At 31.1% G+C, this 13,174-nt stretch carries 10 protein-coding genes; 5 read left to right on the plus strand and 5 right to left on the minus strand.

The window, feature by feature from the left end; translation table 11 throughout:
• Positions 1–2: 2 nt before the first annotated feature.
• The 3 genes from LPC16_RS01495 to dapB all read left to right on the plus strand — a co-directional run bounded on the left by LPC16_RS01495 (position 3) and on the right by dapB (position 4,815).
• A complete protein-coding gene (locus LPC16_RS01495; RefSeq protein ID WP_229637480.1) occupies positions 3–1,442 on the plus strand; it encodes an efflux RND transporter periplasmic adaptor subunit in 1,440 nt (479 codons plus the stop codon).
• A gap of 269 nt (positions 1,443–1,711) precedes the next feature.
• A complete protein-coding gene (gene dnaK, locus LPC16_RS01500) occupies positions 1,712–3,631 on the plus strand; it encodes a molecular chaperone DnaK (RefSeq protein ID WP_040054446.1) in 1,920 nt (639 codons plus the stop codon).
• Between the two features lie 353 nt (positions 3,632–3,984).
• Positions 3,985–4,815 carry a 4-hydroxy-tetrahydrodipicolinate reductase gene (gene dapB, locus LPC16_RS01505; RefSeq protein ID WP_229637481.1) on the plus strand — a complete coding sequence of 277 codons (831 nt, stop codon included), beginning with the start codon at positions 3,985–3,987 and terminating at the stop codon, positions 4,813–4,815.
• Between the two features lie 69 nt (positions 4,816–4,884).
• Here the strand turns inward: dapB and LPC16_RS01510 are convergent, their stop codons facing one another.
• Entirely contained in the window at positions 4,885–6,036 is a 1,152-nt protein-coding gene (locus tag LPC16_RS01510) for a class I SAM-dependent methyltransferase (protein ID WP_229637482.1), read from the minus strand.
• Between the two features lie 312 nt (positions 6,037–6,348).
• Between LPC16_RS01510 and LPC16_RS01515 the strand changes: the two genes are divergently transcribed.
• Positions 6,349–6,558: a ssl0294 family protein gene (locus tag LPC16_RS01515; RefSeq protein WP_229637483.1), complete on the plus strand. Its 210-nt coding sequence runs from the start codon at positions 6,349–6,351 to the stop codon at positions 6,556–6,558.
• Between the two features lie 122 nt (positions 6,559–6,680).
• On the opposite strand, the gene LPC16_RS01520 is transcribed toward LPC16_RS01515, so the two are convergent.
• Both LPC16_RS01520 and LPC16_RS01525 read right to left on the minus strand, forming a co-directional pair.
• Entirely contained in the window at positions 6,681–8,108 is a 1,428-nt protein-coding gene (locus LPC16_RS01520) for a cobyrinic acid a,c-diamide synthase CobB (protein WP_229637484.1), read from the minus strand.
• Between the two features lie 157 nt (positions 8,109–8,265).
• Positions 8,266–9,039, minus strand: coding sequence for a cobalt-precorrin-6A reductase (locus LPC16_RS01525; RefSeq protein ID WP_229637485.1), 774 nt, complete (start codon positions 9,037–9,039; stop codon positions 8,266–8,268).
• Between the two features lie 763 nt (positions 9,040–9,802).
• Here LPC16_RS01525 and LPC16_RS01530 point away from each other — a divergent pair.
• Positions 9,803–10,078: a hypothetical protein gene (locus LPC16_RS01530; RefSeq protein WP_229637486.1), complete on the plus strand. Its 276-nt coding sequence runs from the start codon at positions 9,803–9,805 to the stop codon at positions 10,076–10,078.
• A gap of 32 nt (positions 10,079–10,110) precedes the next feature.
• Here LPC16_RS01530 and prmA read toward each other — a convergent pair whose 3' ends face one another.
• Both prmA and serA read right to left on the minus strand, forming a co-directional pair.
• A complete protein-coding gene (gene prmA, locus LPC16_RS01535) occupies positions 10,111–11,010 on the minus strand; it encodes a 50S ribosomal protein L11 methyltransferase (protein WP_229637487.1) in 900 nt (299 codons plus the stop codon).
• Positions 11,011–11,086: 76 nt separating this feature from the next.
• Positions 11,087–12,664 (minus strand): phosphoglycerate dehydrogenase, encoded by a 1,578-nt coding sequence (gene serA / locus LPC16_RS01540; protein WP_229637488.1) that lies wholly within the window; start codon positions 12,662–12,664, stop codon positions 11,087–11,089.
• Between the last annotated feature and the right edge of the window lie 510 nt (positions 12,665–13,174).

A 13,174-nucleotide genomic window follows, 5' to 3' on the forward strand; every position in this document is an offset into this window, starting at 1 on the left:
TTATGGAGACTCTTGTGCCTAGTAAGTTAAACCGTCCTCTTCCACTGATTTTAATCATGGTAACAGGAGGAATAATTTTTATTGGAGGATTAACCTACAAAGTAGCTAAAACTTCTATCTTGAAAAATAATCTTAACAACATAGTTGCAGTTGCTAAGCAGGAAAGCTTGATTACTGATATAGAAGTCGACGGTATATTAGAACCTATTGAAAATGTTGAAATTAGTCCTAAATATCCAGGTAGGTTAGTTCAATTACTTACTAAACAAGGAGAAAAAGTCAAACAAGGACAAATATTGGCATTAATGGAACGTGCAGAAATTAGAGCTCAAGGAAAAGTAGCTGAAGCTAAGTACGGTGAATCTTTAGCTGAAATGGAAGCAGCTAAAATACGTATTCCTAGTGAAATTCAAAAAGCACAAACTCAACAGATTAGAGCAGAAGCTAGATTAGGAGAAGTTCAAACTAAGTTAGAACAAGTGAGTAAGAAAATTCCTAAAAAAATTGAAAAAGTTAAAGCAGAACTGGTTTCGTCTCAATCGAATTTGCAATTATCTACTTCTAGAATGAAACGAGGTGAAGAACTATTACAAGAAGGAGTTATTTCTCAAGATGATTTTGATAAACTTCTGAATAATTATCATAAAGCTAAAGCAATTTTTCTCAAAAACGGAACATCTTTAAAACAAATTACTAGTTCGCAAAATTTAGAGATTGATCAACTAAGACAAGAAGCTTTACAAGCTAAAGCAGAAGTTACTGAAGCACATATTGTAGTTGAAGAATATAAAAAAATTGCTAAAAACGAATTTGCCCGCTTGGAATCCTTAATTAATGGATCTAAGGCTCAACTAGAACAAGTTGTGATTAAATTTGAAGATACTGCTATTCGTGCCCCTATTGATGGTCTTGTAATGAGACAATACGCTAGCCCAGGTGAATATATTAATCCTATCTCAGCTTCTCTGAACTCAATTATTTCCTTAGCAAAAGGATTAAAAGTAACTGCAGAAATTCCAGAAATTGATATTAATAGAATAGAACAAGGACAACTAGTAACCATTACTACTAATGTTTACCCTGAACAATTATTTCAAGGACAAGTTGCTAAAATTTCTTCAGAAAAAGTTTTAGCAGACAAGACAAAAGTATTCAAGGTTACTATCAAATTGATTACTGGACAAAATAATCTACTTCCTGAAATGAATTTAAAAGTATCTTTTTCAGAAAAAAGAATACCTAATACTTTAACTATTCCGAACAACACAATTATAACTAAAGAAGGAAAAGCAGGTGTTGTACTTATAAATAAATTTGATCATCCTGAATTCCAACCAATTATCTTAGGTAAAGTTTTTGGTAATAAAACTCAGATACTTTTTGGATTAAATCCAGGAGATAAATTATTAATTAATTCTTTAAAAAAAGTAAACAATATTTAAACAACGATTACTTTTCTATTTCTACAGTATGTGAAATAGGTTAAAATGTTTATGTCAATACCAAAGAAGTATTAATTATTTTTTATAGTGATTAATATTTTTTTATGTTTCACACCCACCAAATTAGGTTCGGAAAACTACACTATCCTAGATCCCCTAAATCCCGTCACCATATATATAAGTAATTGATATTCAAGAAAACCTATTTTTAATAGTTTAAGCTAAATATCAGCTTTGAATAAATTTTATAGAAATTAAGGAGTCAGAATATGGGAAAAATTGTCGGAATTGATTTAGGAACTACTAATTCTTGTGTCGCAGTAATGGAAGGCGGGAAACCAACTGTTATAGCTAATGCAGAAGGATTCCGCACTACTCCTTCTGTAGTCGCTTACACAAAAGGTGGTGATCGTTTAGTAGGTCAAATTGCTAAGCGTCAAGCAGTAATGAATCCGGAAAATACATTTTACTCAGTTAAACGTTTTATAGGTCGCAAACACGATGAAATAAGCTCAGGCTCTAGTGATGTATCATACAATATCGCAAAAGATGGGAATGGTAACGTTAAACTAGAATGTTCTGCTCAAGACAAGCAATTCTCTGCTGAGGAAATATCAGCTCAAGTTCTACGCAAGTTAGTTGAAGATGCAAGTAAATATCTTGGAGAGAAGGTAACTGAAGCAGTAATAACTGTTCCTGCCTATTTTAATGATTCTCAGCGTCAAGCAACAAAAGATGCAGGGAAAATTGCTGGCATTGAAGTTAAACGTATTATCAATGAACCTACAGCTGCATCTCTAGCTTATGGTCTAGATAAAAAAAATAATGAAACTATTTTAGTTTTTGATTTAGGTGGTGGAACTTTTGACGTGTCCATTCTAGAAGTAGGAGATGGTGTATTTGAAGTGCTATCCACTTCTGGTGACACTCATCTGGGAGGAGATGATTTTGATAAGAAAATAGTTGATTATCTAGCTGGTACATTTCAAAAAAATGAAGGTATCGATCTTCGTAAAGATAAGCAAGCCTTACAGCGCTTAACAGAAGCAGCAGAAAAAGCTAAGATAGAATTATCCGGAGTTACTCAAAGTGAAATTAATCTTCCTTTTATTACGGCTACACAGGAAGGTCCTAAACATCTCGATATTACTCTTACAAGAGCACAGTTTGAAGAGCTTTGTTCTGATCTAATTGATCGTTCTCGTGTTCCTGTAGAGAAATCGATGAAAGATGCAAAGTTAACTAAAGATGATATTCATGAAGTAGTCTTAGTTGGAGGCTCCACACGTATTCCTGCGGTGCAAGAACTAGTTAAAAAAATCTTAGGGAAAGATCCTAACAAAGGAGTTAATCCTGATGAAGTTGTAGCTATGGGAGCTGCTATTCAAGGAGGAGTCCTAGCAGGGGAGGTTAAAGATATTTTACTTCTCGATGTTACTCCACTATCACTCGGAGTAGAGACTTTAGGTGGTGTAATGACAAAAATTATTCCTCGTAACGCTACTATTCCAACAAAAAAATCCGAAGTTTTTTCTACTGCAGTTGATAGTCAAAGTAATGTAGAAATTCATGTGCTTCAAGGAGAACGTGAAATGGCTAAGGATAATAAGGATCTAGGTTTATTCCGTCTTGATGGTATTCCCCCAGCACCCCGTGGTGTTCCTCAAATCGAAGTAACTTTTGATATCGATGCAAATGGTATCCTTAACGTAACAGCTAAAGATAAAGGAACTGGTAAAGAGCAATCTATAAGTATTACTGGAGCTTCCACATTACCAGATAAAGAAGTTGACAGAATGGTCAAGGAAGCTGAAGAAAATGCGAATGAAGATAAAGAACGTAGAGAAAAAATTGATCGTAAAAATCAAGCTGACTCGCTAGTTTATCAAGGAGAAAAGCAACTCAAAGAACTAGAGGATAAAGTATCAGCTGATAATAAAGCTAAAGCTGAAGACTTAATTAAACAATTAAAAGAAGCAATTGCTGAAGATAATGATGATAATATAAAATCATTAACTGAAGAGTTGCAACAGCTTCTTTACAGTATTGGCACAAGTGTTTATCAGCAGTCAGAGTCAGATCCAAATATTCCGAATCCAGATTCTGATAATACTTCTGATGCAAGCTCAGGAGATGTTCCTAATACCGGTGATGATGTAATAGATGCTGAATTCTCAGAATCTAAATAGTTCTAAAATATTTATGACTATAAATTGATCGAAATTTACAAGTGATTTAGTAAATTTCTGATTACTTTATTCTTTAACCAATTTTAAGTTATCTTATTGGTTAAAGAATAAACTCTATAATGGTTTACTTGGTAATAACAGAGTAATGACTCATGTGGCCATTCCTATTAAAAACAAGAAAAATATATATAAATTAATACAAAACACAATATAAAAAATTGATTTGCACAGCCTTTGTAGAGAAGATATTCTCCACATTATTTTTTATATACTAGGCCTAAATCTTCTTTATCAAGAATAATTGACCTTTTCTAAAAAAATAAATTTTAATAACTTAATTAAGGATAAAATACATGACAATTGAATCACCTATTCCTGTTATTGTTAATGGTGCCGGGGGGAAAATGGGGCGTGAAGTAATTAAACATGTTGCCGAATCACAGGATATGATATTAATCGGTGCTGTAGATATAAATCCAAATTATCTCGGCAAAGATATTGGAGAATTAGCTGGAATTAAACATTTAGAAATTCCTGTTATTAATGATTTAGAGAGTATATTAATAACAGCTACTCAAGAAAAAGTACAAGGAGTTATGGTTGATTTTACTCATCCAAACAATATGTACAATAATATAAGAAGTGCGATTGCTTATGGGGTACGTCCTGTTGTAGGAACTACAGGGGGGTTAACAAAAGAACAGTTAAAAGATTTAGAAGAATTTGCAGATAAAGCAAGTACTGGATGTTTAATTATTCCTAATTTTTCCATAGGAATAGTATTACTCCAGAAAGCTGCAATAGAAGCTTCGAAGTACTTTGATGATGTTGAAATCATTGAATCTCATCATAATCATAAAATAGATGCTCCTAGTGGTACTGCAATCCAAACAGCTGAAATACTGGCTGAATCTGGGAAAATTTATAATGTTTCTTGTATGGAAGAAACAGAAACTATAAAATTTTCTAGGGGTTGCTTAGCATCCAATAATATTAGAGTGCATAGCATTCGCTTACCTGGACTAATTGCTCATCAGGAAGTAATTTTTGGTTCGGAAGGACAAGTTTATACGCTCCGTCATGATACTAGTAACAGAACATGCTATATGCCAGGCATATTACTTGCTATCAGACAAGTAACTCGGTTAAAGTCTTTGGTCTATGGATTAGAGAAGATTCTTTAGGTAAAATTAAAATTGATATTCAAGAAATTACATTGCTATTCTTTATTAAGTATATGAGATTAATTTCTATTAAATGAAATTTTGCTTCAAGCCAGACAAAATAATGTTTTTGTCTATTTTACTTAGTCCTTTTCCTTGAATTAACACTTTAAAGCGACCTAATCCTCTAGGATCTATTAATTGATGAAGGCTGTCCCTTCTAGCTAAGACATCTGACAAGGAATATTTATTAGAAGATAAATCAGCTAAACGTTCACCTAATCCTAAACTAATCAAAAATAATTCTTGTTGAGTTAACCCAAGTATTTCTAATCCTAATAAATTACCCTGTACTTCCATAGCTGAAAAATCTACATGAGCAGTTATGTCTTGATATCCAAGATTAACATAAGGGTTACAATGATATCGATGTTGGTAATAGCAACTTAAAGTACCTTGATATCGTTGAGGATGATAGTATTTGGAAGCGATGTAACCATAATCAATTGTGATTAAATATCCTTTTTTAATCTTATTTGATACAGTCTTTAACCAATCTAAAGCTTTTAAATTAACTTCTGTTCTGTAGTTTTCTGGATAATATTGAGTAGTTAAATCTATATTAATTAACTGGAAATAATCTAACAGTTTAGGAGTTGATAATTCTTGGATGACTTCTTGGATGTTATTGTCTTTGACACTAATATAAACTTCTTTTAGTTCATTATTTTGAACTATAACTTGATGTACTGGAAATGCATCTATTAATTCATTACTAAAAATACATCCAATTACTGAGTTATTAGAAATATCTTCCCAAGAACTCCATGTTATTTTATTAATGTGTTTTAAATAATTTTTTTGTTCTTTAATTAATGCTTCAGATTCTTCAATAATAATATAGTCAAGATTCTGGTAGAATTTAGGATATTTTTTTTCCAAATATGTGAGTATATCAGAAGCTAAAATAGCGTGGCCTGCACCCACTTCAATCAAAGTAAAATTGTTAGGATAGCCTAAGATATCAGCCATCTCTTTAAACTGTTCTGCCAATAACTCTCCGAAATCCTGGCCTAATGAAGATGATGTGAAGAAATCTCCTTTAGGTCCAATATTTACCTTTCCGGAACCATAGTATCCCTGGTGTGGATCATATAGAACTAGGTTCATATAGTCGGAAAAAGTGATACGTTTATGAATAGTTGATTGGACCTTATCACTAATAGTTTCTAATATACTCATTATATTCTTAAAATTACGAAAAAATATTATTCTTTATAGTTAATAGCATCATTAGGATCTTAGTATTAAATAGCTGTCTAAATACTTAAGTTAAAATATATCTTTTTGAGGTTTACCGAGTGAGACAATATACTTAGTTATGTTGAAACTTTGTATACTTTAATTTTCAACATAAATGATAGTTAAAATATATAAAGAATAATTAATTAATTTTAGGAAAGAATGAATAGTATGATGCAATTCAATAGATAAGAGTTATAATTTATTTATCTTCTTTTTACAAAATTCTAAACTTAAAGTAGAAAAATTATTATGTTTATCAAAAAATTACAACCTATTTTAAAAGAATTTATTCAACAACCTTTTGCTTTTACTGGTGGTTTTGCTTCTGGTATACTTAGGTTAAAGATAACAGATGATCCTTTAAAAAGTTGGCTACAAAAACAAGGATTAAGCTCTTATCAGCATTACGATGATCTCGATAAAAAAAATGCAGGACCTCAAAATATATCAATTGACTAGTATTGATATTGAGCTTTCTTTTTTATAATACACCATGTTAAAGTATGTACAAAGTTATATCCACTTTATATACTAAAATACAGTTCTTGCTACGTTGAAAGTATCATTTATAGATTGTTTTATCAATACTGTATCGCGGAAAATTTTGAAAAGTTAGTACAATGAAGCAAGAATCTTTTTGGAATTTTTATATAATTACCAAAATGTAAATGCAAATAGGAGGCGTAAATATTATAATTGCACCATCCTTCGTCATAATTCTGGGCTTCCCCATACCAATTAGAAAGTTTAAGAGCAGGATAAGAAGGCCTGATTGTTAATCTAGAGCGATGAAACTCATGTCCCCAAAAAGTTTCACCATATTTCAATATAAATCCTGAACGGGAAGCAACTGCTTGTCTGTATCCTAAAGCTAAACCATGTCCCATTGTTGCGACAGTTGGTAATATTCTTGCCATTGGCCAAGAATCTCCCTCTAAAGTAATAATGTTTTCACAGAGATACATTAATCCTCCACACTCTGCATATATTGGCATACCATTAGAGGCAGCTAACCTTAAAGATTTTATAGATTTTCTATTATTGGATAGTAGTTGAGCAAACATTTCTGGGAACCCCCCTCCTATATAAATTCCTGCAACATCTTTTGGTAAAATTTCATCTTTCACAGGACTCCAGTAAACTAATTCAGCTCCTAAACTCTTTAATAAATCCAAATTGTCAGCATAATAAAAATTAAATGCTTTATCATTCGCAACTGCTATTTTAAGATGGGAAGGCGAAGTAATAGGAAGCTCGCGACATAGCATATTAACTTTGAAACGCGAAGTTGTTATTTTTGATTTCTTAACTAAAAAATCCCAATTAAGACAATTTTGAGCTAGATAGGCTAGTTTATCAAAAATTATTTCAAGATTAGTTAATTCATTAACAGGAATTAACCCTAAATGACGATCTGGGATTACTAAATCATCTTGATAATAAATACTTCCTAATATTAAAACATCAATAGATTCTAAGGATGCTTTCAATAATGCTAAATGACGTTCACTTTTTACACGGTTGAGGATTACTCCTAAGATGTTTATATTAGAATTCAAAAAACGGTAGCCATAGACAATTGCGGCTATTGATGCTGAAAGATGTCTACAATCAATAACAAGGACTATTGGTATATCTAGTAATAATGCAATATGAGCAGTACTGGAATAGTGCAGCGTAGATTTATTCTCTAGTTTTATATTACTATAATTAACTTGATTTAAAGGAATTCCATCAAATAAGCCCATAACTCCTTCTACTAAACCATAATCAGCTTCTTGGCAATTCTTATCAAAACAATATTTAACATAATCTTCAGAAGTTATCAAAGGATCTAAGTTACGACAATATCTCCCAGTAATATAAGTATGAAACATAGGATCTATATAGTCTGGGCCAACTTTGAAAGATTGAACTTTTGCTTTTTTTTGGCGCAAAAATGATAGTAAAGCAAGAGTTATTGTGGTTTTACCAGTTCCACTACGATCACCTGCAATTATTAAAGCCACTACATCTACCTATAATTCAAATAAAATTAACTTTTTTCTATTCCTCAATATCTTATTTTTTGAATAATTTATAAGATAATGGAATTTATATTTCTGAGACTAATGAAAGTTATTCTATTATAATCTCTATCTATACATTGAGCTTTTAAGAAGTATCTTATTGTTTTAAGCACTCGTAACAAAAACCGATAATATCAGATATCTGTTGTGTAGATTTAGGATAATTTATATTAGGACGTTGAATGATAATTAGAGAAATTCCAAGTGCTTTAGAAAGCCTTTTTTTAATATCCTCTCCACCTTGTTTTCCTGAAGCTTTTGTGACTACCATATCGATTTTCCATTGTTTACATATAGCTTTTTCTAGTTCTAAATTTATAGGAGGACGTACACCAATAATATTTTCCTCTCTAAATCCTGCAGCCAAGGCTATTTTTAGAGAACTTAACCTAGGAAGGATTCGTGCAAACAACAAAGATTGTTGATGGCATGGATTAAACATGGGTAAAACTTTACAACCTACTGTAAGTAGAACTCTTTTCTTCGCTAAATATTCTTTTGTAATTAGAGTTTTAAAGCTATCCAAATAAATTACTTGTGAATCTAAAGGCAAGGAAGGTCTCTCATAACGCATGTACGGTATTGCATAAGATTGAGCAATATTAATCGCATATCGTGAAATGTTTTCAGCAAATGGATGTGATGCATCGATAATTCCTTTTACTTTTTCTTTACGACAAAAGTTCTGAATATCTTTTATACTTAGTTTACCTATACTTATACTAACATTTGGATCATCTTTGTAAAGATGAATAGCTTGTAAAGTAGTGACTGTAACTAAATAAGGAAAAAAGTTTTCAGCAATTACTTTTGCTATTTTGGCACTATCTCCTGTTCCTCCAATTAACCAAAGTTTTCCATTGTTTTTCATAGATCAAGTGAAGAATATCATACTCTCAAAGCAATTAATGTTATTGTAAGAGTAAGGTTGCTAATTAGTAAATATATCTAAAATAGATATAACAAAGGTATTAATACTAGTACATTTATTCAGAAAGTGTTAAGGGTAAATCTATAAGAGAAATACTGAGTAAGCAATATCAATTACAGTAAGTTTCTCTTATAGTTTTTGACTATTATCTCTGTTCTATATCAGAGTTAGTACTTTAAATGTAATTGCGATACCATAAACGTATTCAAGTATTCTTTCAAGATTGTTGAAAATAGAAAAGCAGAGAGGTGTAAACGAGATTTAAGACTATTTGTAATAATTGTTGTAATAGAATAATTATTTAGATTAATAAAATAGCTGATCAAATATTAAAAATCTAAAATTTGCTTATATTTTTATTGGCAAAGAAATAGTATCATCAAACGATGTGGCTGAGATAACTACAATATTTAAAATTATTCAAAAAAATATTATTCAAGCAACTATAAATTTGTATAAAGTTATAAAAGATTTAAGATTATTTAAGTTTTAATTTTTTGTGAGCAAATTTTAAAAAGAGCCGTTATGATTACAAGCATAAAATGTTAAGTTGTTCAAAATCACAGTAAATCTATCAATGATTAATCTCTTTAAATTTTTCCTTACTTTCAATGTTATTTTGTATTTATCAGGCATTTCTTCTGTTTATGCTCAATCTATCAGGGAATACAAGAAAATAAATTTAAAACAGTTCAAAGAGTGTATGAAACCTCCCAAGTCCAATGGTTCTGAGCAAGGATGGGCAGATTATTATGGAGAAAATAATGGAAAGATAGAATTAAAAGTAAAAAATCAACCGATGATTTCTGATGGTACTGTTGCTGCTACATTAAACTACAAATTTGAACCATTAAAGGAAATCTTAACTTTAGAGATATTAGAAAAAACTAAATTTATGTTCGGTATGGTTGAGGCTTCAGATAAGCAAATTTGGGAAGGTTTTGATGGCTTAGTAGAGGAATGTCAAAAACACAATTAAAAAAATTTAAGCATACTACTGTTCATAATACTTTATATTTTTTTTACTTTACAGATTCTATAGGCGCACCACTGTTCTTTTTGGGAATAATTGGTTACCGTCCATCCATATTTTTCTAAAATATTGATAACGTTTTCTGATTGATCTAATAAAATTCCACTCAGAATCATCCATGTATTAGGTTTTGCTAACTTAGAAAGTTTTGGAAATTTATGAATCATTGTCTCAGCTAAAATATTGCAAATAATTCCGTCAAATTTATTAGGCATTGATTTTGATAGTTGATCAATACTCTGTTGATAAATTGTCAAAACATTTGGGTTAATTTTATTAAGACATTGATTATTCAATGCTACATCAACTGCTAAATAATCAACATCAATAGCATGTACTTTGTTTGCCCCTAATAAAGCAGCAGCGATCGCAAGAATGCCTGAACCTGTCCCAATATCTAAAATAGAGATATTTTTTAACTGATTAACCAAGCACATTTCTAAAAAATTTAAAGATAATTGTGTAGTAGGATGGGTCCCTGTCCCAAAAACTGTTCCTGGATCAAGCCGTAAAACTATTTTTTTTGTATTTTTGGAGATAGTTAGCCAAGCAGGATAAACAAGAAAATGTTGACCTATCTCTGTAGGTTGCCAATATTTTTTCCATCTATTGTTCCAATCTTCATCATTAATTAATTTCCAGGAAGCAAGTGGTTTAGGCAGACATAAATTTAATGCGTCTTGATGAAACCAAAAGAATAAAGTAGAAATTTCTAAAGATTGATATTTTAATTTAGGAATATAGGTTTGAATAGTATAAAATTTTCCTCTAACCTCTCTTGAGGTACCTAGGCATCCAAACTGATCTAGACGCCAACATATTAAATCTTCTAAATTAGGATGACATAAAATTGTAATTTCCCACCAACTAGTTGACATAAAATTAAAATAGCTATGATCATTGATAAAAAATCCAGCAAATATTTTTACTAAATTTATAAAATTAAAACAGTACTCAAAGTTTAACTGTGTAAGCGTCTCGAATACCCTTAACTTTCATGATCTCTAATAATAAACCGTCAGGCAAAGGATCGTCTAGGCTAATAGCCATAACTGCATCTCCTCGTACAATTCTACGTCCTACCTGCATACTAGCTATGTTAACGTTAAAATCGCCTAATAATGAGCCAATTTTTCCAATTATTCCTGGCATATCACGATGAACAGTGAATAACATATAATTACTAGGAAGTACATTAATAGGGAAGAAATCCATATCAGTAATACGAATTTCTCCATCACTTAACAATGTTCCTGTCACTGAATGTTCTCCTAAAGAGCCCTGAACAGAAAGATGTAAAGAAGCAGCATAATCACATATTGAAGCATCACGAGTTTCTATAACACGAATTCCTCTTTCTTTAGCTTCAATAGCAGCATTAACATAATTTACACGCTCCCTTAGAGCGTGAGAAAGAAGCCCTTTGATTGATGCAACCACTATAGGTTGACTTTGCATAGTCGCTAACTCTCCCTGTAAACGGACCGTTAACCTTTCAATGCGTCCTCCTCCCAACTGTCCAGCTAAGTTGCCTAGTGTCTCAGCTAACTGTAGATAGGGACGCATTTTTTCTATTAGATCAGGAGCGAATCCTGGAATATTAATTGCAGATCTAGCTGGTAAACCAAGCAAAACATCACGAATTTGTTCAGCAACGTCAACTGCAACATTAATTTGAGCTTCAGCTGTAGATGCACCTAAGTGGGGAGTTAAAATAATATTATCTAAACTTGTAAGCTTAGAATTATCTAGTGGTTCTTTCTCAAATACGTCTAAGGCTGCTCCAGCAACTTTTCTTGTAATAATCGCTTCAGCTAAAGCATCTTCATCAATTATTCCTCCTCTTGAACAATTGACAATACGAACTGTAGATTTCATCTTAGATAAAGCTTTTTTATTAATAATATGTGCTGTCTCAGGGGTTTTTGGAATGTGTAAAGTAATATAATCAGATTCTGCAAAAAGCATATCAAGTTCAACTAAAACACATCCTAATTGTTCGGCTCTTTCATTAGAAATAAAAGGATCATAAGCTAGTAATTTCATACCCATGGATTTAGCAATATTTGCCACATGTGAACCAATTTTCCCAAGTCCAATAATTCCTAAAGTTTTTTTATATACTTCTGCACCAACAAAAGATTTACGGTTCCATTTATTATCCTTTATAGACTGATTTGCTTGAGGAATATGTCGTGACAGGGACAACATCATTGCTAAAGTATGCTCTGCTGCTGCGATAGTGTTACCTTCTGGAGAATTTACTACTAAAACACCCTGCCGAGTGGCAGAAGCAATATCAATGTTATCTACTCCAACACCTGCTCTCCCAATTATCTTTAGTTGATTGCCTGCAGTAATAACTTCTTTTGTTACATAGGTACTTGAGCGTACCATTAAAGCACTATATTCAGGAATAATTTTAATTAATTCATCTAATGTTAATCCTATTTTTATATCTACTTGGGCTACTTGGGAGAGAATATCGATACCGGTTTGATCAATAAGATCTGAAACAAGAACTTTTGCCATAGAGGTTCCTCTTCTTAGAGCTAATAGTTTATTTGCTCAATTTCATGATTTTAGTCAATTATTGTAACTGCTAATAGAGTATTTGTTGGCTAATTAATTAGGGTTTTCATTATTTTATTCAAAGCTTTTATTCTTAAATTAATCAAAGAAAAATTATAGAAGACTTAAATTTTTAAAATATTTTGACTAAATATCCATTTATTTTAATAAAGTTGTATAAGATAAGGTTTGTAGAACTCAATTATCAAAATTTTAGAGATTTCTACCAACTTTTTAGAATTAATCTCAATATATCTTAGTAGCATAACTACTATGATATTACAAAAAACTATATAGTATATAAAATACATAAAAAGTTTTAAAAATTTTAATAGTAAATATTCTGATTAAAAAATTAATATGCGTGATAGTATTTTATTCATTAATACTTACTTTAAAAATATATAATTACCTGATAAGTATGAGTAAAGTAATTTACCAAAAAGCTACTATTGTAAATGACAAATCTTT

The sequence above is a fragment of the cyanobacterium endosymbiont of Braarudosphaera bigelowii genome (genome assembly GCF_020885515.1).
GTDB lineage: Bacteria > Cyanobacteriota > Cyanobacteriia > Cyanobacteriales > Microcystaceae > Atelocyanobacterium > Atelocyanobacterium thalassa_A.